The 26,447-nt window shown below is 50.4% G+C and carries 18 protein-coding genes and 2 pseudogenes; 13 read left to right on the forward strand and 7 right to left on the reverse strand.

Annotated features, from left to right (window positions below; all coding sequences use genetic code 11):
• The first annotated feature begins 11 nt into the window (after window positions 1-11).
• The 6 genes from cysN to fucP all read left to right on the forward strand — a co-directional run bounded on the left by cysN (window position 12) and on the right by fucP (window position 7,826).
• The gene (cysN, locus tag IAD09_09590) at window positions 12-1,775 is read left to right on the forward strand and encodes a sulfate adenylyltransferase subunit CysN (GenBank protein HIT82474.1); all 1,764 of its coding nucleotides are present in this window, start codon (window positions 12-14) and stop codon (window positions 1,773-1,775) included.
• Window positions 1,776-1,777: 2 nt separating this feature from the next.
• Window positions 1,778-2,881, forward strand: a complete 1,104-nt coding sequence (locus IAD09_09595) for a sulfotransferase (protein ID HIT82475.1) — start codon at window positions 1,778-1,780, stop codon at window positions 2,879-2,881.
• A gap of 198 nt (window positions 2,882-3,079) precedes the next feature.
• Window positions 3,080-4,852 (forward strand): L-fucose isomerase, encoded by a 1,773-nt coding sequence (fucI, locus tag IAD09_09600; protein HIT82476.1) that lies wholly within the window; start codon window positions 3,080-3,082, stop codon window positions 4,850-4,852.
• A 27-nt stretch (window positions 4,853-4,879) separates the two neighbouring features.
• Window positions 4,880-6,034, forward strand: coding sequence for a lactaldehyde reductase (gene fucO / locus IAD09_09605; protein ID HIT82477.1), 1,155 nt, complete (start codon window positions 4,880-4,882; stop codon window positions 6,032-6,034).
• Between the two features lie 67 nt (window positions 6,035-6,101).
• A complete protein-coding gene (locus IAD09_09610) occupies window positions 6,102-6,488 on the forward strand; it encodes an L-rhamnose mutarotase (GenBank protein ID HIT82478.1) in 387 nt (128 codons plus the stop codon).
• Between the two features lie 24 nt (window positions 6,489-6,512).
• Window positions 6,513-7,826: an L-fucose:H+ symporter permease gene (gene fucP, locus IAD09_09615; GenBank protein ID HIT82479.1), complete on the forward strand. Its 1,314-nt coding sequence runs from the start codon at window positions 6,513-6,515 to the stop codon at window positions 7,824-7,826.
• Window positions 7,827-7,901: 75 nt separating this feature from the next.
• On the opposite strand, the gene IAD09_09620 is transcribed toward fucP, so the two are convergent.
• Both IAD09_09620 and IAD09_09625 read right to left on the reverse strand, forming a co-directional pair.
• Window positions 7,902-9,929: a M13 family metallopeptidase gene (locus IAD09_09620; protein HIT82480.1), complete on the reverse strand. Its 2,028-nt coding sequence runs from the start codon at window positions 9,927-9,929 to the stop codon at window positions 7,902-7,904.
• Between the two features lie 28 nt (window positions 9,930-9,957).
• Complete coding sequence (locus tag IAD09_09625) at window positions 9,958-11,913, reverse strand: ABC-F family ATP-binding cassette domain-containing protein (GenBank protein HIT82481.1); 1,956 nt, start codon at window positions 11,911-11,913, stop codon at window positions 9,958-9,960.
• A gap of 567 nt (window positions 11,914-12,480) precedes the next feature.
• Between IAD09_09625 and uxuA the strand changes: the two genes are divergently transcribed.
• Window positions 12,481-13,662, forward strand: coding sequence for a mannonate dehydratase (uxuA, locus tag IAD09_09630; GenBank protein ID HIT82482.1), 1,182 nt, complete (start codon window positions 12,481-12,483; stop codon window positions 13,660-13,662).
• 3 nt (window positions 13,663-13,665) lie between these two features.
• Window positions 13,666-16,644 carry a DUF4982 domain-containing protein gene (locus IAD09_09635; GenBank protein ID HIT82483.1) on the forward strand — a complete coding sequence of 993 codons (2,979 nt, stop codon included), beginning with the start codon at window positions 13,666-13,668 and terminating at the stop codon, window positions 16,642-16,644.
• A 299-nt stretch (window positions 16,645-16,943) separates the two neighbouring features.
• Here IAD09_09635 and IAD09_09640 read toward each other — a convergent pair whose 3' ends face one another.
• The gene (locus tag IAD09_09640; GenBank protein HIT82484.1) at window positions 16,944-18,146 is read right to left on the reverse strand and encodes an MFS transporter; all 1,203 of its coding nucleotides are present in this window, start codon (window positions 18,144-18,146) and stop codon (window positions 16,944-16,946) included.
• 13 nt (window positions 18,147-18,159) lie between these two features.
• Entirely contained in the window at window positions 18,160-18,486 is a 327-nt protein-coding gene (locus IAD09_09645) for a multidrug efflux SMR transporter (GenBank protein ID HIT82485.1), read from the reverse strand.
• Window positions 18,487-18,646: 160 nt separating this feature from the next.
• On the opposite strand from IAD09_09645, the gene IAD09_09650 reads away from it, so the two are divergent.
• Window positions 18,647-19,210, forward strand: a complete 564-nt coding sequence (locus IAD09_09650; protein HIT82486.1) for a Crp/Fnr family transcriptional regulator — start codon at window positions 18,647-18,649, stop codon at window positions 19,208-19,210.
• A 230-nt stretch (window positions 19,211-19,440) separates the two neighbouring features.
• Here IAD09_09650 and IAD09_09655 read toward each other — a convergent pair.
• Both IAD09_09655 and IAD09_09660 read right to left on the reverse strand, forming a co-directional pair.
• Window positions 19,441-20,367: pseudogene (locus IAD09_09655) on the reverse strand (IS481 family transposase).
• Window positions 20,368-20,532: 165 nt separating this feature from the next.
• The gene (locus IAD09_09660; GenBank protein HIT82487.1) at window positions 20,533-20,883 is read right to left on the reverse strand and encodes a helix-turn-helix transcriptional regulator; all 351 of its coding nucleotides are present in this window, start codon (window positions 20,881-20,883) and stop codon (window positions 20,533-20,535) included.
• A gap of 171 nt (window positions 20,884-21,054) precedes the next feature.
• On the opposite strand from IAD09_09660, the gene IAD09_09665 reads away from it, so the two are divergent.
• Genes IAD09_09665 through IAD09_09675 form a run of 3 tightly spaced genes read left to right on the forward strand, consistent with a single transcriptional unit; the run spans window position 21,055 to window position 22,627 of the window.
• Entirely contained in the window at window positions 21,055-21,438 is a 384-nt protein-coding gene (locus IAD09_09665; protein ID HIT82488.1) for a nuclear transport factor 2 family protein, read from the forward strand.
• A 12-nt stretch (window positions 21,439-21,450) separates the two neighbouring features.
• On the forward strand, window positions 21,451-21,990 hold the full coding sequence (locus IAD09_09670; GenBank protein HIT82489.1) for a flavodoxin family protein: 540 nt from the start codon (window positions 21,451-21,453) through the stop codon (window positions 21,988-21,990).
• Between the two features lie 4 nt (window positions 21,991-21,994).
• Window positions 21,995-22,627: a flavodoxin family protein gene (locus IAD09_09675; GenBank protein HIT82490.1), complete on the forward strand. Its 633-nt coding sequence runs from the start codon at window positions 21,995-21,997 to the stop codon at window positions 22,625-22,627.
• Between the two features lie 240 nt (window positions 22,628-22,867).
• Here the strand turns inward: IAD09_09675 and IAD09_09680 are convergent.
• Window positions 22,868-23,215, reverse strand: a pseudogene (locus IAD09_09680) (site-specific integrase).
• A gap of 298 nt (window positions 23,216-23,513) precedes the next feature.
• Here IAD09_09680 and IAD09_09685 point away from each other — a divergent pair.
• On the forward strand, window positions 23,514-26,408 hold the full coding sequence (locus IAD09_09685) for a PD-(D/E)XK nuclease family protein (protein HIT82491.1): 2,895 nt from the start codon (window positions 23,514-23,516) through the stop codon (window positions 26,406-26,408).
• Window positions 26,409-26,447 lie beyond the last annotated feature (39 nt).

The following is a 26,447-nucleotide window of genomic DNA, read 5'->3' on the forward strand; positions in this document are numbered from 1 at the left end:
CACAAAACAACATGAACGATATAAACGAAAATAAACTGGACATTAAAGAATTTCTCGACCAAGACGAGAAAAAAGACCAGTTGCGACTGCTGACCGCAGGCTCGGTCGATGACGGTAAATCGACCTTGATAGGCCGACTGCTTTTCGACAGCAAGAAACTCTATGAAGACCAACTCGACGCTCTCAAACGCGATAGCAAACGCGTTGGCAATGCCGGAGAGAACATCGACTATGCCCTCCTGCTCGATGGCTTGAAGGCCGAACGCGAACAAGGCATTACCATCGATGTCGCCTACCGTTACTTCTCCACCAACAAACGGAAATTCATCATCGCCGACACTCCGGGGCACGAACAGTATACCCGGAACATGATTACCGGCGGTTCGACAGCCAACCTGGCCATCATTCTGGTCGATGCCCGCACCGGTGTCATCACCCAAACCCGTCGGCACACCTACTTGGTCTCTCTGCTGGGAATCAAACATATCGTACTGGCTGTCAATAAAATGGACCTTGTTGATTACAACCAGTCCACCTTCGATAAAATTGTCGACGAATACAAGAAATTCGTAGCTCCGCTGCAAATCCCCGACATAACCTGCATTCCTCTCTCGGCCCTCCATGGTGACAATGTGGTCGAGAAATCAGAGAAAATGCCGTGGTACGAAGGAACCTCCCTACTCGATTTTCTCGAAACCGTACACATTGCCAACGACCATAACCTGAAAGATTTTCGTTACCCCATACAATATGTGTTGCGTCCCAATCTCGATTTCCGGGGATTCTCGGGTCGTATCGCATCGGGTGTCGTGCACAAAGGCGACGAGGTCATGGCTATCCCGTCGGGAAAAAAGTCGCGCGTAAAATCGATTGTCACCTACGACGGGGAGCTCGACATGGCATTCCCGCCCCAATCGGTCACCATCACCCTCGAAGACGAAATCGACCTCTCACGAGGTGAAATGCTCGTCCACCCCGACAATCTACCCCATATCAGTCGGAATTTCGAAGCCATGCTCGTGTGGATGGACGAAAAACCCATGCAGCGCGACCAACAATACTTCATCAAACAAACGACCAACACGACTCGGGTACACATCGACCAAATCAAATACAAAGTCGATGTCAATACCATGGAACAATCCATGGCCGAGACAATGAATCTGAACGAAATAGCTCGCGCCGTATTCGTCACAAACAAACCCATCTTCTTCGACTCATACAAACAGAACAAAAGTTGCGGCTCGTTTATTCTCATCGATCCGATTACCAACAACACGAGTGCCGTAGGTATGATTATCGACGAAGTGAACAGCGCCGACCTCTCTTCGGCCATCACCGAAGAAGACCGCAGAAAGACCCGTGACGGCATTTCCCTCGTGTCTGAGAGTGAACGGGAAAAGCTGATTGGTCAAGAAGGAAAACTGTTCCTCATTGCCGGCAACAACCTGCCGCTGCAACGCGAATGCGCCTATCTGCTCGAACGTCGTCTCTTCGACACGGGACATCTTGCCATCGTACTCGACGCACAGACCTTGGGCATTGAAAGCAAATCTCAAATCGAGACGTTTGCCGCCATAGCCACCGAACTCACGCGCAAAGGCATCATCACGATTTGCATCGACCTCTATGGCGAAATCAAAGTTGACAACGCATTCACCATTGCCGTCGACGAGAACTCGACACAACCCGTCGACAAGAACAAAGACTACTGCACCGTGTGCCAACAGCACTTGGCTGCCTCAATTGAAGACATCATCAATTTAAAACTCTGACTATGGGATTCAACTTCCAAAAGTTACCCGTCAACACCCTGATAGGAGCCGATTGGGAAACGTTCCATCAGGTAACCGCCGGACGACAAGTCGATAAAGGCTACAAAACCAAATATCGTCTCACCAAAGCCATCTGCCGCCTGTTGAGCCTGACAAACGGCATCGAGAACCGTCGTTATGAAAAGTGGTTGGCCGAAAAGCCCATCGAGAATGCTCCGGTATTTATCCTCGGGCATTGGCGCAGCGGAACGACTTTCGTGCACAACGTCCTCTCGCAAGACAAGCAATTTGGATACAACACCACCTACCAAACGGTGTTCCCGCACATGATGCTCTTCGGGCAACCGCTATTCAAGAAAATGGCGGCCATGGCCATTCCCAAGAAACGGCCTACCGACAATATGGAGCTCAAAGCCGACCAACCGCAAGAAGAGGAGTTCGCGCTCGTAAATATGACCCCATACACCTTCTACAATTTCTGGTTCTATCCAAAGTACACCCAAGAATACAGCAAAAAATACCTTCTCTTCGAGGAGGCTTCAAAAGAAGAAATCGAGGCATTCAAACAAACCTTCGAGCGGCTCATCAAAATCTCGCTTTGGAACACCCACGGGCAACGCTTCCTCTCCAAGAACCCGCCTCACACAGGACGGGTCAAAGCCCTGCTCGAAATGTTTCCCGACGCCAAGTTCATCTACCTGATGCGCAACCCATATACGGTATTCGAATCGACGCGGAGTTTCTTCACAAACACCATTCAACCGCTGAAACTGCAAGACATCTCCAAAGAAAAAATCGTCGAAAACATCATCAAGGTATATACCGACCTCTATGCTCGCTATCTGGAAGACAAAAAACTCATACCCGAAGGGAACCTCATAGAGATAAAGTTTGAAGATTTCGAATCGGACGCTCTCGAAATGACCCGTAAAATCTACGAAACACTTTCCTTGCCGGGATTCGAAGAGGCACGTCCGCAAATCGAAGCCTATATCAACGGGAAGAAAGGGTACAAGAAAAACAAATACAACTACGACCCCGAAACCGTACGCATCGTCGAAGAGAATTGGGACTTTGCGTTGAAAGACTGGGGATATAAACTCTAACCTGTTCAATATTTTGACAAACGGTCGGTAATGCAGATTGCCGGCCGTTTCTGTTAATTTTTATCAAACAAGAAAAATATACCTGATAAAGAAAAGATAAAGCCATCACATCATTTGGATTTATTGAGAAATTTCCCTTTCTTTGTTTGGGGGAAAATAAAAACCCCGATATTAGACCTTTTAAATCTGAAAACCCATATGAAAAATTACCCCAAAATCGGTATCCGTCCAGTTATCGACGGGCGGCAAGGCGGTGTAAGAGAAAGCCTCGAAGAAAAAACAATGAGTTTGGCCAAAGCCGTAGCAAACCTCATTTCAAGTCATGTAAAGTACAGCGATGGTACACCGGTTCAATGTGTAATTGCCGATGGCACCATAGGTCGTGTTGGAGAAACAGCAGCCTGCCAGGAAAAATTCGAACGCGAAGGTGTAGGAGCCACCATCACCGTCACCTCTTGCTGGTGTTACGGTTCCGAGACCATGGACATGCACCCCCACTGGCCGAAAGCCGTATGGGGATTTAACGGGACAGAACGCCCCGGTGCCGTATATTTGGCCGCCGTATTGGCCGCTCATGCCCAAAAAGGACTGCCCGCCTTTGGAATCTACGGGCATGATGTGCAAGACCTCGACGACAACTCCATACCCGAAGATGTCGCCGAAAAAATCCTCCGCTGGGCTCGTGCCGCCGTTGCCGTAGCTCAAATGCGCGGCGGAAGCTATCTCTCCATCGGTAGCCAGTGCATGGGTATCGCAGGAAGTATCGTCGACCAAAACTTTTTCCAGGAATACCTCGGCATGCGCAACGAAAGCATCGATGAAGTAGAAATACTCCGTCGCATGGACGAAGGTATCTATGACAAGGACGAGTATGAAAAAGCAATGGCTTGGACCGAAAAATATTGCAAAGTCAATGAAGGCTGGGACAAGAACCGCCCCGAGAAACAAAAAGACCGCGCAGGCAAAGATGCCGACTGGGATTTTGTGGTGAAAATGACCCTCATTATCCGCGACCTGATGCTCGGAAATCCCCGATTGCAGGAAATGGGCTTCAAAGAAGAGGCCATCGGCCACCACGCCATTGCTGCCGGGTTCCAAGGTCAGCGTCAATGGACCGACTGGAAACCCAATGGCGATTTCAGCGAAGCGCTCCTATGCAGTACATTCGACTGGAACGGCATTCGAGAATCTTATGTCCTGGCCACTGAAAATGATGCCTGCAACGGCATTGCCATGTTGTTTGGCAAACTCCTGACGGGCTGCGGACAGATGTTCTCCGACGTGCGTACCTATTGGAGTCCCGAAGCCGTGAAACGTGTCACAGGAAAAGAACTCACAGGCTTGGCAGCAAACGGAATCATACACCTCATCAACTCGGGCGCAACGACACTCGACGCCACCGGAGCAAGCATCAATGCAGCCGGTGAGCCTTGCATGAAACCTTGCTGGGAAATGACCGACAAGGATGCCGAGGCTTGTCTGAAAAACACCAGTTGGATGCCTGCCGACAGAGACTATTTCCGCGGTGGAGGCTTCTCTTCTCATTTCTTGTCGAAAGGCGGTATGCCGGTAACCATGTCGCGACTGAATCTCGTCAAAGGTCTCGGCCCCGTATTACAGATAGCCGAAGGTTGGACGGTCGATGTCGATCCCGAAATCTTCAAGACTATCAACATGCGCACCGACCCCACATGGCCTACCACTTGGTTTGCCCCCCGTCTGTGCGACAAACCTGCGTTCAAAGACGTATATTCGGTCATGAACAACTGGGGCGCCAACCACGGAGCCATCTCCTATGGACACATCGGAGCCGACCTCATCACTTTGGCATCGATGCTCCGCATACCCGTGTGCATGCACAACGTCGATGAAGAAAAAATATTCCGTCCCGCTGCCTGGAACGCCTTCGGCATGGACAAGGAAGGTGCCGACTACCGTGCCTGCGCGGCTTACGGTCCCATATACAAATAGTAACCCAAAAACCAATTCAAAATAACTATGATCAACAGATTTGTTCTCAACGAAGTTTCATACTTCGGACCTGGTGCTCGTGAAGTTCTGCCCAAAGAAATCAAACGTCTCGGCCTGCACAAAGCTTTTGTAGCCACCGACAAAGACCTCATCAAATTTGGAGTCGCCGATAAAGTGCTCTCCGTCTTGAAAGAGGCCGGTATCCCCTATGAAATATTCAGCGACATCAAACCCAATCCTACGGTCGCCAATGTAAACGCCGGTGTGAAAGCGTTTGCCGAGTCAGGAGCCGACTTTATCCTGGCCATCGGTGGCGGCTCTTCCATCGACACGTCCAAAGCCATCGGTATCATCACCAACAATCCCGAGTTCAGCGATGTCGTATCGCTCGAAGGCGTAGCTGATACCAAAAAGAAATCGGTGCCCATCATCGCCCTCCCCACCACGGCAGGTACCGCAGCAGAGGTGACCATCAACTACGTCATCACAGATGAGAAAAACGAGAAAAAGATGGTATGCGTCGACCCGAACGACATTCCCGCCATCGCCATCATCGATGCAGAGTTGATGTATACCTTACCCAAAGGACTCACCGCCGCTACCGGTCTCGACGCCCTCACCCATGCTATCGAAGGATTGATTACCAAAGGAGCTTGGGAAATGAGCGACATGTTCGAAATCAAGGCCATCGAAATGATCAACCGTTACCTCGAAACCGCCGTCAATGAACCCCAAAACGCAGAAGCCCGCAACGGTATGGCCGTAGCCCAATATATCGCCGGTATGGCTTTCTCCAACGTCGGTTTGGGTGTCGTTCACGGTATGGCTCACCCGCTGGGCGCCATCTTCGACATTCCTCACGGTGTAGCCAACGCATTGCTGTTGCCCACCATCATGGAATTCAACGCACCTGCGGCTCTCGACAAATATGTAACCATTGCCAAAGCCATGAACGTTTACAAAGACGGCATGAGCAAAGAAGAGGCCGCACAAGCAGCCGTAGATGCAGTGAAGTCATTGTCGATAAGAGTAGGCATACCTCAACATCTGAGCGAACTCGGTATCAAGGAAAGCGACCTGCCCAAATTGGCCGACTCGGCTATCGCCGACGTCTGCACCCCGGGCAATCCGCGCGAAGTAACCCGCGACATCATTCTCGACCTTTATCGCAAAGTTCTTTAATAAACCTTTTGATTGTTAAGGCTATTAGGCCTTAACAATCTTTTTTACGCCTTAAAATCACATACGCATGGAAACACCCCTATCGGGATATAGGGTCAAATCGTATGGCCAACCGGTCAAACGCTATTGCCAAACTCTCAATCTGAAAGAGAATCCCGAATTGATAGCAGAATATCGCAAACGTCACCAAAAAGAAAACGCCTGGCCCGAGATATTGGCAGGTATCAAAGAAGTCGGTATCCTCGAAATGGAAATCTACATTGTGGGAAGCCGCCTGTTTATGATTGTGGAAACGCCACTCGATTTTGACTGGACGACGGCAATGGAACGCCTCAGTACGCTTCCTCGCCAACAGGAGTGGGAAGACTACATGTCGATGTTCCAACAGGCAGCCGAAGGGGCATCGTCGGCCGAGAAATGGCAACTCATGGAGCGTATGTTCCATCTTTACTAAATATCATAAAAATGCTCTGAAACCATGAAAAAAAACGACCAACCGATTTTGCACGACAAAGGCGTGAGTTATGTACTGCCTTTTATTCTGATAACTTTCTGTTTTGCACTATGGGGATTTGCCAATGACATCACCAATCCCATGGTGAAAGCTTTCTCCAAGATTTTCCGCATGAGCGTGACCGACGGAGCTCTGGTGCAAGTGGCCTTCTATGGCGGATATTTCGCCATGGCATTCCCGGCCGCCATATTCATTCGCAAGTACACCTACAAAGCCGGTATCCTCATGGGATTGGCCTTATATGCCATCGGTGCCTTTCTCTTCCTCCCGGCCAAATGGAGCGGCGAATACTATCCTTTCTTGATAGCCTATTTCATTCTCACTTGCGGACTCTCGTTTTTGGAAACCAGCGCCAATCCCTATATTCTCTCGATGGGCAGTGAAGCAACGGCCACAAGGCGCCTCAATTTGGCACAGTCGTTCAACCCCATGGGTTCGTTGTTGGGTATGTTTGTCGCCATGAGTTTCATTCAAGCACAACTCAACCCGATGGATACGGCCGACCGGGCACAACTCAACGATGCCGAGTTTGCCGCCGTCCGAGACAGCGACCTTTCCATTTTGGTTGCCCCCTATCTCTTTATCGGAATTGTCGTCTTGGTCATTTTCTTTATCATATTCTTTTCCCGAATGCCCAAGAACCAAGACCAGTCGCATGATGTGCATTTCATGGTATCGATACGGCGCATCTTTTCCATTCCCCGCTATCGAGAAGGGGTGATTGCCCAATTCTTCTATGTCGGCGCACAAATCATGTGTTGGACATTCATCATTCAGTATGGCACCCGTCTTTTCATGGCCGAAGGCATGGAAGAGATAGCGGCTGAGGTACTTTCTCAAAAATACAATATCATTGCCATGATATGTTTCTGTTGCAGCCGTTTTATCTGCACCTACATGCTCAAATACCTCAATCCGGGACGCTTGCTCTCGATTTTGGCAGGAGCGGCCATGATACTCACTTGCGGAGTCATTCTTTTGCAAAACATATACGGCCTTTATTGCCTGGTCGGTGTCTCGATATGCATGTCGCTCATGTTCCCCACCATTTACGGCATTGCATTGGAAGGACTTGGCGACGATGCAAAATTCGGTGCGGCCGGACTTATCATGTCGATTCTCGGAGGTTCGCTGTTGCCCATGGTGCAAGCTCGTATCATCGATATGAAAACTGTTCTCAATTATCCGGCCGAAAACATTTCATTTGTCCTACCGCTTATCTGTTTCATCGTTGTCGCCGCATACGGATACCGTTCGATGAAATATTCAAAGGTCTAAGGAAACCGCAAGGACATCATACAAAAATGAGAGCCACGAAAATCGTGGCTCTCATTTTTGTGAGAAAGGACTCCATTACCAAATCACGACTCTCTCCTCGGGAGCCATATACATGGGCTGCTCCGCGGTGATACCAAAAGCTTGGTAAAAAGTTTCGAGGTTGCGAAGTGCGGCATTCACGCGCCACTTGCCCAACGAATGGGGGTCGGTCTTGGTGCGCCGCAGAATCTCTTCGTCGCGAATATTCGATGCCCACAAATTGGCATAGGCAAGATAGAATCGCTGGTCGGGTGTAAAGCCGTCTATCGGCGTTTGTTCAGCACCTTCCGTGGCATTCTTAAAGGCGGTGTAAGCAATCCGCAAGCCTCCTTGGTCGGCAATATTTTCACCCAGAGTGAATCGTCCGTTGGCATGAACCGTGTCGATGACCACAATCTGGTCATACTGTTCGACCAGTCTATCGGCGCGCAGATTGAACTGACGGGTATCTTCGGGTGTCCACCAGTCGTTGAGGTTCCCCTCCTTGTCGAATTGCCGTCCCATGTCGTCGAAACCGTGCGTCATTTCGTGCCCGATGACAACGCCAATGGCTCCGTAATTGATGGCATCATCGGCCTCAGCATAAAAGAAAGGAGGCTGTAAGATACCGGCCGGGAAACAGATTTCGTTGGTGGTCGGATTGTAGTAAGCATTCACCGTCTGGGGGCTCATATACCATAACGACTTGTCGACCTCCTTCCCTATCTTGTCGAGCATATATGCCGTCTCAAACATCGAAGCGTTTTTGAGATTTTCCCAATAACTCTTCTCGGTCGAAATTTCAAGGGCCGAGTAATCGCGCCACTTATCGGGATAACCGATTTTTACGGTAACGGCAGCCAATTTTTCAAGAGCCCGGGCTTTTGTCTCATCACTCATCCATTCGAGTTGCGCGATATGTTGCCCCAATGCCTCTTGCAGATTGGCAACAAGTTTCAACATGCGATCTTTCGAGGTCTGGGGGAAATATCGTTCCACATATATCTCACCCAAAGCCTCACTCAGCACGGCATCGGTCGTCGACAGCGAACGTTTCCAGCGGGCACGCGGTTCTTGTTGTCCCGAAAGGGTTTTCCCGTAGAAATCAAATCTGGTTGCATAGAAATCATCGCTCAGGTACGATGCCGCATTGTTGAGCAGATTAAAGGTCAGATAATCTTTTATCTCCGGCAACGAGAGTTGCGGATAGAGACGGTTGAAGCCATCGAAGAAAGGCAACTGGGATACATCAAGGTAGCTCAGGCTGTCTACGCCCAGTTCTGAAAAGAACGCCTCCCAATCGAAGCCGGCTTCCCGTTTCACAAAGTCGGCATAAGCCATTTTGTTGTAATTCTTCATGGGGTCGCGCAACTCTATCCGGCCGTATGAAAGACGCGCCAGTTCGGTTTCAATCTTCATCACCGACTCTACGGCCTTTTGGGCCGACGCATCGTCGTATCCGGCCAAGCGGAACAGTTGCCCGATATATTTCTGATAAGCCTCACGCAATGCTGCATTGGTACTGTCCGATTCCAGATAGTAATCCCGGTCGCCCAAGGCTATCCCGCCCTGACTTATACTCAACAGGTTTACTTCACTGTTTTTGCTGTCGGGCCCCACATAGAGATAAAAAAACGGAGCAAGCCCCTCGGCCTGCAAACGCCCCATAAGTGCAGCAGCCTCGGCAGGGTTGGAAATTCCGTTGATGGCATCCATATCGGCAGCAATCGGTGCCATACCCTCGGCATTGAGGCGGGCACTGTCGAGGCCAAGTGTATAGAGCTCTTTCACTTTGGCGGCGACACTACCGGGTTGCTGATTTTCAGATACCAGTTCTGTCACCAAATCGTGCATCTGTTCTTCACACAACTCGGCCAAGCGGTCGAATGAGCCATAGCGGCTATATTCGGGTTTCAACGGGTTATTGGCCATCCAGCCACCGCAGGCGTACTGATAAAAATCGGTCCCGGGAGCAACACTCAGGTCAAAATTGGATTGCGGCAACGGATTCTCGCCAGCCTGTCGTTCGGAGCAGGCTGCCAGCGTCAACGCCGCCATAAATGACAACATCATAGTCTTTTTCATAACACGGTATTGGTTTTTATATCATTTTTCACAGGGTCTCTTTTCGCATCTGTTCGAGGGTCTCGGTCTGTTCGAGCCACAACTCGGTAAGCGCATCGGCATCTTTTTTCAAGGCGCCATGCTTCATGCAGAGGTCAATATCGGCCATGCCTTCGGGAGTGGCCAGCCGAGCCTCTATCTCCGCAATCTCCGTTTCGAGTTTGGCCAGCCGCTGCTCGGTATCGGCAACGGCGCGCTCCTGCCGTTTCACCTTCCTCTGCGCTTCCTTACGAGCCTCGAACGCCACTTTGTTCTCGGTCACTGAGGGGGCATTTTTCACCTCTTGGTTTTGCGGTTTCTCTGCGGGCGTCACTTTCACTTCAAGCTCTTTCAGCGACGACATTTTCTTGGTTGCCAAGAAGTCGTATATGCCGCCGAGGTGCTCCCGCACCCTCTGCTGGCCAAATTCATATACCTTCGAAACCAACCCGTCGAGGAATTCCCGGTCGTGCGACACGACAATCAATGTGCCGTCGAACTCCTTCAATGCCTGCTTCAAGACATCTTTGGTGCGCATATCGAGGTGGTTGGTAGGCTCATCGAGAATCAGCAGGTTCACCGGTTCGAGCAAGAGGCGTATCATTGCCAGCCGGGTCTTCTCTCCGCCCGACAAGACCTTCACTTTCTTGTCCGATGCCTCTCCGCCAAACATGAACGCCCCCAGTATGTCGCGTATCTTGGTGCGGATATCTCCCACCGCCACACGGTCTATCGTGTCGAAAACGGTAACCGACTCATCGAGCAACTGCGCTTGATTTTGCGCGAAGTATCCGATTTTCACGTTATGCCCGATTTTCAGTTCACCATCATAGGGAATTTCCCCCATGATACACTTCACAAGGGTCGATTTTCCTTCGCCGTTTTTACCCACGAAGGCCACCTTCTCGCCCCGCTTAATCGTAAAATCGGCATGTGCAAAAACGACATGGTCGCCATAGCTTTTACCCAAATCTTTGGCAATGACCGGATAATCGCCCGAACGGGGTACCGGCGGGAAACGCAACCGCAGCCGTGAATTGTCGACCTCGTCGACTTCGATGCGTTCTATCTTTTCGAGTTGTTTGATACGCGACTGCACCTGCACCGACTTGGTGGCTTTGTAGCGGAAACGTTCGATAAAAGCCTCCGTGTCCTGTATCTGCTTCTGCTGGTTTTCATAAGCCCGCTGCTGCTGTTCGAGCCGTTCGGCCCGCAACTGCACATATTTGGAATAATTGACCCGGTAATCATAAATGTGGCCGAGCGAAATTTCTATCGTGCGATTGGTCACATTATCGATAAAAGCCCGGTCGTGCGACACCAGCACCACGGCATTGGCTCGGGTAGCCAGGAATGTTTCGAGCCACTGAATCGACTCGATGTCAAGGTGGTTGGTCGGCTCGTCGAGCAGCAATACGTCGGGGCGCTGCAACAGCAGCTTGGCCAACTCGATGCGCATGCGCCAACCACCGCTAAACTCCGATGTGGGCCGGTCGAAATCAGAACGCAGGAATCCCAGTCCCAACAGCGTCTTCTCTATCTCGGCCAAGTAATTGCCCGAGCCCGACAAGGCCAACTGCTCGCTCACCTGTGAAATGCGATCTATCAATTCCTGATAGGCATCACTCTCGTAATCAGTTCGCTCGGCCAGTTCGGCATTCATCTGGTCGAGACGTTCCTGCATCTCCTGAATGTGCGAGAACGCCAGTGCGGCCTCCTCGGTAACCGTCCGGCTGTCGGAGAGTTGCATCTGTTGCGGCAAATAACCGATGGTTATGTCCTTCGGCCTATTCACCACCCCCGAGGTAGGCTGTTGCAAGCCGGCGATAATTTTGAGCATGGTCGACTTGCCCGCGCCATTTTTTCCCACCAGCGCAATGCGGTCGCGCTTGTTGATGACATACGTTATCTTATCGAGCAAGGTAAAGCCCCCAAACTCCACGGTCAAACCTTCTATTGAAATCATAATCGTGTACCTTCATTATATACCGTAACACACGGTCGTTTCAAAACACGGCAAAGGTACACATTTTTACCCGAAGAGCATATATCCGTTTTCGTATTAAAAAAATCAGGGAAGAATCCTTACCAATTTTATGCAAAGTTACAAAAGACCTCCGGAGAAAAGCTGCCTCATTCAGCCATTCCTCATACAATACACCATCTGTAAGGCAAAGTTGTAGCGCCATCTCCTCATGCGTCGCCAACCCGTACTTTAAGGACACTCTCCCCATATTTGAAGATCTACCACCACTGTTGTATACCGTTTTAAATATAACAAACAAGCATAAATAAATTTCAGAATATTTATACACACAAAATAATACATTTATTTATTGTTGTATATAAACTATTGCATTTCCAATAAGCATACAACCGATGTTATTCGATTTTCTACAATCTGCACGCAAAAGTCTTCTCATTCTTTGAAAAATTTATCACCCGTTTTCGTAACGATAAAAAATACCGAAAATATTTTCTTCCACACTTCCCCTCGTGCTATCTTTGTCGTAATCTTATAAAATTATCTGTCATGGAGAAGACATGGAGATGGTTCGGTCCCAACGATCCCATCACGCTCGACATGCTGCGGCAAATCGGCGTGGAAGGTATTGTTACCGCCCTGCACGATGTGCCCAACGGTGAAGTATGGAGCATCGAAAAAATAGAAACGACAAAGACTTTTATCGAATCGCACGGTCTCCGATGGTCGGTCGTCGAGAGTCTCCCCGTGTGCGAAGCCATCAAGTATGGTGGCACCGAGCGTGACCGCCTCATCGAAAATTACATCACAAGTCTCTCCCATTTGGGTCGGTGCGGCATAAAGACCGTCTGCTACAACTTCATGCCGGTTATCGACTGGATACGCACCGACCTGCATCACCCCTGTGCCGACGGTACGACGTCGCTTTACTTCGACCGGGTGCGCTTTGCCTATTTCGACATACACATTCTCAAACGCCCTCAGGCCGAGAATGATTATTCCGAAGAGACGCTGGCCGACGTACACGCTCTCGACAAGACTATTACCGAGAAAGAGAAAGACGAACTTATCGACACCATCATCGTCAAGACCCAAGGTTTTGTCAACGGCAACATCAAGGAGGGCGATAAAAATCCGGTAGAACTGTTCCGACGCCTGCTGTCGCTTTACCAGGGCATCGACCGAGATGCGCTGCGGGAGAACTTGCGGTATTTCCTCTCGGCCATCATGCCCGTGTGCGAGACGTTCGGCATCAACATGTGCATACACCCCGACGACCCGCCATTCCAGGTGCTGGGGCTCCCCCGCATCGTAACCGACGCCGACGACATCGCATGGATTCTGAATGCGGTCGACAACCGCCACAACGGGCTCACCTTCTGTGCCGGCTCGCTGAGTGCCGGCGAGCAGAACGACACACGAGAACTGGCCCGACAGTTTGCCGGGCGCACCCATTTCGTGCACCTGCGCAGCACCGAGGCACTGCCCGGCGGCAACTTTATCGAGAGCCCGCACCTATCGGGCCGCGGCCACCTCATCGACCTTATCCGCATTTTCGAGAAAGAAAATCCCCGACTGCCCATGCGTGTCGACCACGGACGCACCATGCTGGGCGACGAGTCGATGGGTTACAACCCCGGCTACTCTTTCCACGGGCGCATGATGGCCTTGGCACAAGTCGACGGCATGATGGCAGTCGTGAAAGATGAACTACAAAACAAACTCCTCTAAAACATGAAGCGTACACCTCTCATCACCTCACTCCTCTTCGCACTATGTCTGATGCTCTCCTCACCAGCCGAGGGCGGCATACGAGAAAAATACAACTTCAACCTGCAATGGCTCCTGCACGTCGGCGACATGCCGGGCGGCGAAAAACCCAAACTCTCCGATAAAGGGTGGGAAGCCATATCTCTACCCCGGGCCTTCAACGAAGACGAAGCCTTCAAAGTACCCATCAAGGAGCTCACCGATACCGTCGTATGGTACCGCAAACATTTCAAACTGCCCTCATCGGCCAAAGGTAAAAAAGTATTCATCGAGTTCGAAGGGGTACGTCAAGGCGCCGACTTCTATCTCAACGGACAACATCTCGGTCTGCACGAAAACGGCATTACCGCCGTAGGCTTCGACCTCACCCCATATATCAATTACAGGGGCGACAACGTCATCGCCATGCGGGTCGACAACGACTGGCGCTACAAAGAGCGTTCGACGGGCAGTACCTTCCAGTGGAACGACCAAAACTTCAACGCCAACTACGGTGGTATTCCCAAAAACGTGTGGCTGCATATCACCGACAAACTCTACCAGACACTCCCCCTATACAGTCACCTCGGCACGACCGGCGTATATATCTATGCCACCGACATTCAGGTCAAAAGCCGCCGGGCCACCCTGCACGCCGAGTCACAGATACGCAACGAACACAACCGCACGATGAATGTCGGTTATGAAGTGAAGATATACGACATCGAGGGGAAAGAGGTAAGTGCGTTCACCGGCAAGCCGCAGACCGTAAAACCCAAGGAGACCATCACCCTCACGGCCTCGGCCACACTCGACGACATACACCTGTGGAGCTGGGGATACGGTTACCTCTACCGGGTCGCCACCCGACTGCTGGTCGACGGGGAAGTGGTCGATGAAGTGATGACAACGACCGGATTCCGCAAGACCCGTTTCGGCAACGGCAAGGTATGGCTCAACGACCGGGTAATCCAGTTCAAGGGCTATGCCCAGCGCACCAGCAACGAATGGCCCGGTGTGGGCATGTCGGTCCCGCCATGGCTGAGCGACTACTCCAACGGGCTCATGGTCGAGGGCAACGCCAACCTCGTACGATGGATGCACATCGCCCCCTGGAAACAAGATGTCGAGTCATGCGACCGAGTAGGTCTCATGCAAATGTTCCCGGCCGGTGATGCCGAAAAAGATGTCGACGGCCGCCGCTGGGAACAGCGCAAGGAGGTGATGCGCGACGCCATCATCTACAACCGCAACAACCCGAGTGTCATCTTCTACGAATGCGGCAACAAGGCCATCAGCCGTGAACACATGCTCGAAATGATTGCCATTCGCGACCAGTATGACCCGCATGGCGGACGGGCCATCGGTTCGCGCGAGATGCTCGACGTGCGCGAAGCCGAATACGGCGGTGAGATGCTCTACATCAACAAGAGCGAACACCACCCCATGATACAGACCGAATATTGCCGCGACGAGGGGCTGCGCAAGTACTGGGACGAATTCAGCTATCCCTATCACAAACAAGGCGACGGGCCGCTCTACAAAGGGCAAGACGCCTCGGCCTACAACCAGAACCAGGATATGCTGGCCGTGGAGTTTGTGCGCCGTTGGTACGATATGTGGCGCGAACGTCCCGGCACCGGACGCCGGGTCAACTCGGGCGGCGTAAAAATCATCTTCTCCGACACGCAGACCCACTGCCGGGGTGCCGAGAACTACCGCCGCAGCGGCGTGGTCGATGCCATGCGCATACCCAAGGACGGCTTCTATGCCCATCAGGTCATGTGGGACGGCTGGGTCGATATCGAAACCTCCCGCACCCACATCATCGGCCATTGGAACTACGCTCCCGGTGTAAAGAAACCCGTATATGTTGTCTCCACGGGTCATAAGGTAGAATTGCTCGTCAACGGGCAATCGCAAGGATTCGGTCGACAAGAATACCGCTTCCTGCACACCTTCGACTCGATAGCTTGGGAAGCCGGAACGGTCGAGGCTGTCGCCTACGACGAGAACGGACGCATTGTGAGCCGTGATGTGTGCCGCACTGCCGGAGAACCGTCGGCCCTGCGGCTCACCCTGATGCAAGGTCCGAAAGGCACATTTGCCGATGGTGCCGACGTTGCCCTGGTCGAGATAGAAGTGGTCGACAAAGCGGGCAACCGTTGTCCGCTGGACAACCGCATGATAACCTTCGCCCTTGAAGGCCCCGCCGAATGGCGAGGCGGCATAGCCCAAGGCGCCGACAACTACGCCTTGGCCACGACACTGCCTGTCGAATGCGGCGTTAACCGCGTCATGATACGCTCTACCCGTCAGGCCGGCCATGTGAAGCTGACCGCCACGGCCGATGGATTACCCGCTGCCACCATCACCTTCGCCACCCTCCCCGTGAAGGTTACCGACGGACTGAGCTCCTTCTTCCCGGCCGAGGACCTCCCCTCCCGCCTCGACCGCGGCGAGACACCCGCCACGCCGTCGTATGTCGACACCAAAGTCGATGTCAAGGTAGAAAAGGTCATGGCCGGCTCCAATACCGACAAAGCGCACCTGAGCTACGACGACAACGAACGCAGCGAGTGGAGCAACGACGGACGTCTCAGTACCGCATGGATTACCTACAAGCTCGAACGTCGTGCCGAGATCGACGACATCTGCATCAAACTCGCCGGGTGGCGTCAGCGCTCCTATCCCATCGAGGTATATGCCGGCGACAGTCTGGTGTGGAGCGGAAACACGCCCAAGAGCCTGGGATATGTGCACCTCACCATCGACAAGCCGATACGGTCGGACAAAATCACCCTCCGCCTGAAAGGTGCCACCCATGATGCCGACGCATTCGGGCAGATTGTCGAGGTTGCCGAGGCACAAGCCGGAGAACTGGACATCATCAAGGAGAAAAAAGGAAAAAACAATTCGCTCCGCATCGTCGAAATCGAATTCCTGGAAACCCTCCACCAATAACCGATCCACAACTTACCACATACATTCGGGGCATGAATCACATAAAAGGATTCATGCCCCGCTCTATTACTATCACTTATCGCTGCTTGTTATCTTACAGAATGTTTGAGAAAATCTGCATAAGGAATATACCTCTTTGAAATCAAGAGAGTTAGAAGAATTACTTCGTTTTCAGGTAATGAGTTGGCAACCGTTCTAATTGCCGTGGTCTGCATCGCTTTGCTTGTTTGGGAAACTCTTACGGTACAAAGGTATGAAAAATATTCAGACTGAAAGGATCATTCCAAAAATTATTTTAGTCAGAATATTGAGCATTCATCCTTATGCAGTCTTGGTTGGAAGCAATTAACGAACAAGGAAGCCACGGTAAAGGCAACTCCTACTCCTACCACGCCTGCCCATCCGTAATGTTGCCAAAACAGACCTGAAACGAACGTACCAGCAGAACCGCCCAAGAAGTAAATGGTCATATAAACGGTATTGACACGATTGATGGCAGATGCGTCAAGGGCGACTACGCTGGTCTGATTTGACAAATGGATGCATTGCATACCGGCATCAATCAACAGGATGGCAACTATCATCCACAAGTAGCTGTCATTTCCAAAAAATGCCAACAACCATGCAGCCAAGATAACACATCCCCCGACAATGGAGAAGAACCTTACGCCGTACTTCTGGATATAGCCGCTAATGAATACAACCGTAGACGCACCTGCCAATCCGCACAAACCGAGTGCCCCGATAATATCGTCATCCGCAAAGAATGGCTCTTGCTTCATCCGGAAAGCAAGGCAACTCCACAACGCAAAGAACGAGCCATAAGCCAATGCCGCCCTCAGCGACGCGATACGCAAGTACGGGTATTGGGAGAGCAGACGCAACAAGGATTTCATCAGCCCTGCATAACTTTCTTGAGAGCGGGCAGACAGCACGGGCAGCATCTTGTAAATCATCAGAAAACATCCGAGCATAAACACGCAAGCCACGAAATAGACGGAACGCCATCCCCACACATCAGCCAGAAAGCCACTGAACACCCGCGAGCCGAGAATGCCTATGAGCAAGCAGGATTGTATAATGCCCACATTGCGCACCTTGTGTGCAGGTGCTGAATGGTAAGACACCAACGGGATGAAGAACTGCGGCATGACCGAAGATGCGCCGGCAAGCAAGGATGCGCCCCACACCCAATAGATGTTCGGGGCAAGGGATATGGCAAGCAAGGCGCACGCAGAAACGATATAATTGGTCAATATCAGCTTCTTTCGTGAAACCAGATCACCAAGCGGGATGACAAATACAAGTCCGGTCACATAGCCTATCTGGGTCAATGTCGCTACCATGCTGGCAGAAAAGTCGTTTACCGCGAAGTCTTTTGCCATGCTGCCCAACAAAGGCTGGTTGTAGTAGCAGTTGGCGACGGAAAGTCCGGTAGCGACCGCCATCAGAGCCAGCAGAGGTGCCGGAATGCCTTGGTTCTCCCTCAATTCATACTTCATCGGTCGCCTCCTTTCAGTATGACACGACTTTCAATCCTATCAAGGAAGCAATGAGCGTGAACAGGAAGAAAAGCCGGATGGGAGTGGCAGGTTCCTTGAAAACGAATATTCCTATCAAGACCGTGCCGACCGCCCCGATGCCTGTCCAGATGGCGTATGCCGTACCCAAAGGCAACGTCTGCACCGCCTTGGCAAGCAAAGCCATGCTCAGTATGGTGGAAGCAAGGAACCCGCTTCCCCACAGATAGAATCCAATACCCGATGCCGCCCTCGTTTTCCCCAAGCAGAATGTAAGGCTTACTTCAAACAATCCTGCCAACAATAAGATTATCCAATTCATACCTATGATTTATTAAATTCGGGCGCAAAAGTAAGCAAGTAATCCCTAACAGCTTTTTACATTTGGCAAAAACCGATTTTGCATTTGACAAAAAGCAACCGTTCATTCTCGTTTCTATGTGCTATTTTATAATTTTGCACACCGAATACAACAATGCGCTATGGATATAAAGGAAATCATCAATCAAAGATATGCTATGCCGGACACGTCTTTGGACAAGTTGCGGCAATGTTTGACGGAAGTTTCGTATCCCAAAGGATTCCGCGTGCTGGAAAGCGGCAAGGTGGAGAAGAACATCTTTTTCATCAAGGAAGGCATTGTCCGCGCCTATACCTCGGTGGACGGGAAGGAAATTACCTTTTGGTTTGGCAAGGAAGGAGCGACCCTTGTTTCCATGAAAGGCTATGTGAATGACGAGCCGGGATATGAAACAATGGAGCTGATGGAAGACTCGATATTATATGTATTGGAAAGGAAAGAACTGAAAGAGTTGTTTTCGGAAGATTTACACATCGCCAATTGGGGGCGGCGTTATGCGGAGATGGAGTTGCTTGCCACCGAGGAACGGTTGATTTCCATGTTGTCCGCCATCGCCTCTGAACGTTATAAGGAGTTGTTGGAGAAAGAACCTGATTTGTTACAGCGATTGCCGTTGGGAAGCATCGCCACTTATTTGGGTATCACACAAGCGAGTTTGAGCAGGATTCGGGCACAAATAAAGTGACGTTTCAACCAACTGAGGATAGCAAGCGGTTTTGGTCTGCCCCAAACACAAACTTGCTATTTTTCCGTTGGTATTGTTTATATGTGCTATAACAACAGATTCGCCACATTAGCTTGCCGTATTTTTACGCTCGTCGGGACGGGTGGTCCCGCCCCTTGGCGCTGGCCGTTCCCCGACCGATGAGCTTAAAAGTGTTAACAGTCAGTGATATATTTGTAATTCTCCACAGTTTATTGAACAACAGCTTTCTTATTTCTATGTTTTATGAATTTAAGATATTCGTAATTACATGGCAGGATTTCTTCGTTTGACTCCAAGAATTTTTCACTCACATCGGGCTGGATTGGAATAAGGTGCTCAACAGACTTGAGTTTTTGCATCGGAGTCTTGCCGTTCAGCGAGGAATGTGGTCGTTTCTTATTGTAGAACTCCTGCCATTCCATAGCCATCGCATTCAAATCAAGTGTCTTATCCGACAAATCTATAAGATTCCAAAACTCTGTCTTATCGGTCTGCTGAGACCTTTCAACTTTGCCATTCAAATGTGGAGTCCTTGGTTTGATAGGTCTGAACTTGATAAAATGGTCATGCAGTTCATATTGGAAATCATAATTGAAGAATTCTGTTCCCCAATCAGTCTGTATCCGCTGAACGGGAAAAGGAAAGGTGTTCAGTATCTCTCCTAAAAAATGAATTGTACTTTCCGCTTTTTTATTGGGATATACACGAATGGTCCTCAAACGGGTACAATCATCTATGGCCGTGAACTGATATGCTCCATTTCGTACTTTCATTACATCCAGCTGGATCCTTTCCCCAGGAATTTCTTTACTATATCTGATATAGTCTGACTTTTTACGCCGTTTCACAACAGCTTTAACCTGATGCCTTTTTAACACACGCCACACGGTCATGGCTGAGAGTTTTATTCTCTTCCTAAGCAGATAGTTGGCAATCCGTTGCGCTCCCCATTTTCTCGTCTCACGCAGATTAAGAATAATGGTTTCAATTCCAGGCGTTACCTTCATATTTGCGAGTCTTGATGGGCGTTTAGACTTATCGGACAATTTTGACTTACCTTGTTCTTTCTCGCGATTTATCCAACGGTATAACGTGGAACGGGCAATCCCGCACCGAAGGGCTGTTTTTGTCACAGAATTCGATATCAAAATAGGAATGGATTAGAAATAAGCTATTTATGAGCTTTTCTCAAAGGGTGAGGTAATGACTTGGAAACAGTCACAAATTCTGCAATATGCGGTAAATTTCTGTCAAACAACTCTTGTCTTAGCGCAAAGATACGGAAAAGCAACCAAATTCTATTACCGTTTCCCATATTTCTTTTCAAATAATTCTGTATTCTTCTCTCCCCATGCAATCATAGCATCGATGATGGGAATAAGCGTCATCCCCAACGGAGTGATAGCATACTCCGAACGAGGAGGCAGTTCAGGGTAGATGGTCTTCGATACGAGCCCGTCCTCTACCAGTTCCTTCAGTTGCAAGTCGAGCACACGAGGCGTGGCTTCGGGAAATATCTTGTGCAATTCACTGGGACGCAGGGCACGGTGGCGCAGTTCGTCCAAGATGCATGACTTCCACTTGGAATCAATCAGGCTCATGGTCAGCCGCAAGGGACAGCCCAAATCTACGGGTATCTTTCTTTCGTACATGGTTTTATCTTTATTGAATGTTACGCCTGCAAAGGTAAGGATAATATATCGTAACGGGTATATACCGAATAATTTTTCAGTATATGAATAATTTTTCGGTACTTGTGCAAACTGGAGGAATCACCTACCTTTGCAGCATCAAAACAAGATAATCAATTAAACATTAGCATCATGAGAGCAAATATCGAAGAGTACAAGGCAGTGGAAGAAGCTGCCATGAAGTTTGTGAAAAGTGTGGCAGAAGGCAACAGCAAGTATGCCCGCGAATTGTTTATTGACGAAGCCGTCTTATTCGGCTACTTGGACGGGAAGCTGGAGCACGGCAGCATCGAGCAGTTCTACCACAATGTGGACACCGTAGGCGCAGGCGATGACTTCAAGGCACGCATCGACGTGGTGGACGTAGAAGAGACCCTCGCCGTGGTGCGCGTGCTGGAAGAGAAATGGGGAGGCCGTATCGACTTCACCGACTACCTGCTGCTGATGAAGATGGACGGCGAGTGGCGGTGCGTGGCGAAGGCGTACAATCAGAATTCGAATACCATTCAAAAGTAAGGAGGAAGCGTCATGAAGATAACAGTTATTACGGGAAGTCCACGCAAGCATGGCAACAGCTTTGCCATGACGGACGCATTTATCAGGGAAGCGGAGACACTCGGCCACACGGTGCGACGATTTGATGCCGCACTGATGAAGATAGGCGGTTGCCGTGCCTGCCAGACCTGCTTCAAGACGGGCAAGGCTTGTTCGTTCGACGACGATTTCAACCTTATCGCACCTGCCATTATGGAAGCCGATGCTGTTGTATTCACCATGCCAACCTACTGGTATTCCATCCCGGCACAGATAAAGGGTGTGATTGACCGCCTGTTTTCATTCGTGGTGGGCGGAAAGGATATCGCCGGAAAGAAATGCGGACTGATAGCCTGCTGCGAAGAAAACGACGTGACGGTAATGGACGGCATCCGTATGCCGCTGGAACGTTCTGCCGCTCTGCTGAAATGGGAGATGGCTGGCGAAGTGCTTATTACCGAAGTATTGAACGAAGGTGACATCAACAAGACGGACGGCTGCAAGCAAGCGGCTGAACTGGCGCATAAATTCTGAACGTATGAAGGTATTGTTGATTAATGGCAGCCCGAATCAAACGGGCTGCACCTATACCGCCCTGCACGAAGTGGAAACCACCTTGCAGGCAAACGGCATTGAGACGGAATTGCTGTATTTAGGCAAGAAGCCCATAGCGGGTTGCATCGCCTGTGGAGCCTGCATGAATACAGGACATTGTTTCCGCGACGACCTCGTGCAAGAGATACAGAAACGGCTGGATGAATTTGATGCCATCGTCATCGGTTCTCCGGTTTATTACAGTGCACCAACGGGACAACTCGTTTCGTTCCTGAACCGCCTGTTCTTCGCCACGGAGAACCGCATGGCGGGCAAGCTCGGCGCATCAGTAGTATCGTGCCGCCGTGGTGGAGCCTCCGCCACCTTCGAGCAATTGAATCAATATTTCACTATTGCGAATATGCCTATCGTAGCATCGCAATACTGGAACTCGGTACACGGCTTCACACCCGACGATGTGCGCAAGGACAAGGAAGGCTTGCAGACCATGCGCATCTTGGGGCAAAATATGGCGTGGTTGCTAAAGTGCATTGAAAGCGGACGGAAGAACGGCGTTCGCAAGCCGGAATATGAACCGAGAATGCGGACGCACTTCATCCAAGACAAATATGAATAACCAAACTTAACAAGAAAACTTATAGATTTTTGAGTAGAGGATGTTTCCTGTCCGATTTTGAATTTAACCAATGGGAGGATAGCAAGCGGTTTTGGTCTGCCCCAAACACAAACTTGCTACCCTCCCGTTGGCATCGTTTATAATCTCATGCCCTTGTCTCTCCTAAGCGGCTTAACAGTCCTTTTAATGGATGAGAACAGCCTGCCAAACTGTTCCTTGAACCATTCGCCAATCACTTGCCTCCTTGTCAAAGGCACGCAACAATGTTTCATACTCCGTGCCCACACCTTGATAGGCATTACGTACCATTTCAGCCGTTACGAACGCCTCACGGTCGGAAAGCCGCTGGTAATGCTTCGTTATCTGCGCCTTGATGTTGTCAAGGGCATAATTGACCGCCACCGCCTCACGGCTCTTGCCTTTGGCACGGTTGCCTTTGGCATCCCAAAGTTCCTTTGAAATGCTCTGTTTGCAACTGAACTGCGCCACCGTTCCGTTGATTGTAACCCGTCCCATGATGGGGACAATTCCGTTCTTCTCCTTGCTGCCGTTCGCATAGAACAGCACGCGAAATGTACTTCTTGCCATACTCGTCCTTTTTTGTTGCAAAACTATAAATCAACGAGTTAAACCTTGACAAGCAAACCTACGCAGAGCGGCGCAAACGGAACGGTGACTGTTAAATCTGCATTTCTGACGGGTAACGATTAGGAAACCGTTCTCTTTCTCCAATCCGCTTTGAAACGCTATTCAGCCCTCTATCCAACTTCCGCGATTTTCTCCTAACTACTTAATTCACAGATTACATTGCGTTAATCTGCCGAATTTTGGAGGTTTTTCCACAGATTTTCCCTAAACTTGTAACCTTAAATTTCATGCAACGGGTATGACACCTTTTTTAAAGCAAGTCGCCGAAACATTCTATGCCACCTACCGCGAAGAGATTCAGGAGATAACCTTTGTCTTTCCCAATCGACGGGCCGGCATCTTTTTCAAAAAATATCTCGCCGAGATTATCGACGGGCCACTCTTCTCTCCGACCGTCACTACGGTTACCGACCTCTTTACCCAACTTTCGGCATTGCAACCGGCCGACCACATCTATCTGCTGTTCACCCTCTACCGGCACTACGCCGAACTCTATCCGCAGAAAGAGAGTTTCGACGAATTTGTCCCACTGGGCGAAACGCTTCTCAACGACTTCGACGATGTAGACAAGTATATGGCCGACGCCCGGCAACTGTTTACCAACATTCACGACCTCAAAGAGATTGATGCCCACTTCGGCAGTCCGCTCACCGAGGAGCAGGTAGCCTACATTCGCCGCTTCTGGAAAAACTTCATGCCCATAGGCGAAAGCGACAACAAGAGCCATTTTGTCTCGCTGTGGTCTATTCTATACGAGCTTTATGAGCGGTTCCGTAACGACCTGCGAGATCATGGATTGGGCTACGAAGGCATGATATACAGAGCGGTGGCCGAGCAGGCCGATAGCAACATCGACCTGCCTTTCGGACGGATTGTTTTTGTGGGGCTCAACGTCTTGAACCGAGCCGAAGAGACCCTCATGAAAGCACTTAAAAAGAGAGGAATAGCCGATTTTTATTGGGACGACAAAGCTCCCACGCTACAAGACGAATACAACCGGGCCGCCTACTTCCTAAGACCCAATGCCAAAGAGTTCCCTTCGCAATTATCGCTCGAAGACGAGCAATCGGATTATGCCTTTCCACAAGTCGAACTCATGGGCATTCCCTCGGCAGTGGGGCAAGCCAAACAATGCGAGATCATTTTGCGGGAATTGATGAAAAGCAACGCGATTCCTTCTCCCGAGAAAGCGCTGAACACGGCCATCGTCCTGCCCGACGAACACCTGCTCCTGCCCATGCTCTATGCCATACCCCGCGAAATCGACCCGATAAACATCACCATGGGTTACACGCTGGCAAACACCACCGTAGCCGGACTGATGGATATTCTCGCCGACCTGCAAAAGCATATCCGTCCCGGGAACGAGGAGGTCCTCTTCTACCACCGCAACGTGCTCGCGCTGCTCAGCAACCGATACCTGCAACCCTCGGGACAGGCCGAAATCAATCGCCTGACCGATGATATTCGCAAACACAACAAGATATTTATTCCGCAAAACGAACTGGGCGTAACACCGCTCCTGAAACAGATATTTGTCTATTTGAACAACGCCGATGAAGTCTGTGACTACCTTCTCACCTTGTTGACCATGCTTCAAGAAGAGTTGGACGATGCCGATGAGAATACCGACGAAGAGAATGCCGAAATTTCGGTTGTCGCTCTCGAACGGGAATTTATTTACCACTACTACCTGGCCATAAACCGGTTGAAAGGCATCATGCAGGAAAACGGCGTAGAAATGAATGTAGCCACATTCTTCAAGTTGCTGAAAAAGCTCACGGCCGGCATTTCCATTCCGTTCGAAGGAGAACCTCTCTCGGGGCTTCAAATCATGGGAGTCCTCGAAACCCGTGCCCTCGACTTCGAGAATGTCATTATCCTCTCGATGAACGAGGGGGTATTCCCCGTGAAGAAAGTGGCCTCATCGCTTATTCCCTACAACCTGCGCAAGGGATTCGACCTCTCGACCACCGAGCACCAGGACAGCATCTACGCATACTACTTCTACCGGCTCATACATCGGGCCAAAAGAGTTTTCCTGCTCTACGACACCCGCACCGAAGACATGGCCAGCGGCGAAGTGAGCCGGTATGTGTACCAGTTGAAATACCACTACCGTCTCCCCATCAACGAAAAAATCGTGGGGTACCCCATCAAGGCCAAGAAAAACCAAGCCATCGCCATACCCAAAGACGAGTATGTCATGTCGCAACTCAGTCGCTACCTCAGTGGCGGCGACCGTTATCTCTCGGCCAGCGCCATCAACACCTACATCAGCTGCCCCATGCAATTCTATCTGAGCTATGTTGAGGGTTTCCAAGAGGGCGAAGATGTTGCCGAAGGTATCGATGCCGGAGTGTTCGGCAGCATCTACCACGAGGTAATGCAACAAATCTACGACCGCATGAAGGGGCAACCCATACAAGCCGAAGCCCTCAAAACGGCCGAACACGACGAGAAGATGTTGACGAGCTATATCGAACAGGCTTTTGCCGAGAACTACTTCAAGACCCCGCAACGCCCCAAGGCACTCACCGGACAAAATTACCTCGTGGGCGAAGTCATACGCAAATATGTAAAAAAGACCCTTGCCACAGACCGGGCCCTTACGCCCTTTACCTACCTCACCTCCGAGCGGCTGATAAAACAGGTACACCGTCTCGATGACGGACGGGAAGTCCTATTGAAAGGATTTATCGACCGCATCGACATGAAAGAGGGGAAAATGCGTATCGTCGACTACAAAACCGGAAAAGACAAAACCGACTTCAAGAGCATCGAAGAGCTCTTTGACAAGGAAAAGAAAGACCGACGCAAAGCCATCATGCAGGTATTCATGTATGCCATGATGGTAACCGATGAAGACCGACCTCAATCGGCGATTGTCCCGGCCATCTACCAGGTACAGGAGCTATTCTCACCCCAGAAATTCGACCCTTATATAAAATGGGGCTATTCTCCGCTCGATGATTATTCCACGATAGACAAAGAATTCAGGCAAGCATTCAACAACTGCCTGCAAGAAATATTCGATGCGAACACCCCATTTACGCAAACAGTCCATATCGGTGATGAAGGACCCTGCTCCTATTGCCCGTTTGCCACGATATGCCTGCAATCGACACCCTAATGCGTCTATAATCAAGAAAGAGAGAGGGCCCCAGCCGTG

Source organism: Candidatus Caccoplasma merdavium (genome assembly GCA_018715595.1).
GTDB classification, from domain to species: Bacteria; Bacteroidota; Bacteroidia; order Bacteroidales; family UBA11471; genus Caccoplasma; species Caccoplasma merdavium.

Excerpts from the sequence above, each read along its gene's own strand:
- IAD09_09685 (HIT82491.1), top strand. The coding sequence starts at position 23,514 with ATGACACCTTTTTTAAAGCAAGTCGCCGAAACATTCTATGCCACCTAC.
- IAD09_09645 (HIT82485.1), bottom strand. The coding sequence starts at position 18,486 with ATGAATTGGATAATCTTATTGTTGGCAGGATTGTTTGAAGTAAGCCTT.
- IAD09_09650 (HIT82486.1), top strand. The coding sequence starts at position 18,647 with ATGGATATAAAGGAAATCATCAATCAAAGATATGCTATGCCGGACACG.
- IAD09_09675 (HIT82490.1), top strand. The coding sequence starts at position 21,995 with ATGAAGGTATTGTTGATTAATGGCAGCCCGAATCAAACGGGCTGCACC.
- IAD09_09670 (HIT82489.1), top strand. The coding sequence starts at position 21,451 with ATGAAGATAACAGTTATTACGGGAAGTCCACGCAAGCATGGCAACAGC.
- IAD09_09620 (HIT82480.1), bottom strand. The coding sequence starts at position 9,929 with ATGAAAAAGACTATGATGTTGTCATTTATGGCGGCGTTGACGCTGGCA.
- IAD09_09665 (HIT82488.1), top strand. The coding sequence starts at position 21,055 with ATGAGAGCAAATATCGAAGAGTACAAGGCAGTGGAAGAAGCTGCCATG.
- IAD09_09660 (HIT82487.1), bottom strand. The coding sequence starts at position 20,883 with ATGTACGAAAGAAAGATACCCGTAGATTTGGGCTGTCCCTTGCGGCTG.
- fucP (HIT82479.1), top strand. The coding sequence starts at position 6,513 with ATGAAAAAAAACGACCAACCGATTTTGCACGACAAAGGCGTGAGTTAT.
- fucO (HIT82477.1), top strand. The coding sequence starts at position 4,880 with ATGATCAACAGATTTGTTCTCAACGAAGTTTCATACTTCGGACCTGGT.
- uxuA (HIT82482.1), top strand. The coding sequence starts at position 12,481 with ATGGAGAAGACATGGAGATGGTTCGGTCCCAACGATCCCATCACGCTC.
- fucI (HIT82476.1), top strand. The coding sequence starts at position 3,080 with ATGAAAAATTACCCCAAAATCGGTATCCGTCCAGTTATCGACGGGCGG.
- IAD09_09625 (HIT82481.1), bottom strand. The coding sequence starts at position 11,913 with ATGATTTCAATAGAAGGTTTGACCGTGGAGTTTGGGGGCTTTACCTTG.
- IAD09_09640 (HIT82484.1), bottom strand. The coding sequence starts at position 18,146 with ATGAAGTATGAATTGAGGGAGAACCAAGGCATTCCGGCACCTCTGCTG.
- IAD09_09610 (HIT82478.1), top strand. The coding sequence starts at position 6,102 with ATGGAAACACCCCTATCGGGATATAGGGTCAAATCGTATGGCCAACCG.
- IAD09_09595 (HIT82475.1), top strand. The coding sequence starts at position 1,778 with ATGGGATTCAACTTCCAAAAGTTACCCGTCAACACCCTGATAGGAGCC.
- IAD09_09635 (HIT82483.1), top strand. The coding sequence starts at position 13,666 with ATGAAGCGTACACCTCTCATCACCTCACTCCTCTTCGCACTATGTCTG.
- cysN (HIT82474.1), top strand. The coding sequence starts at position 12 with ATGAACGATATAAACGAAAATAAACTGGACATTAAAGAATTTCTCGAC.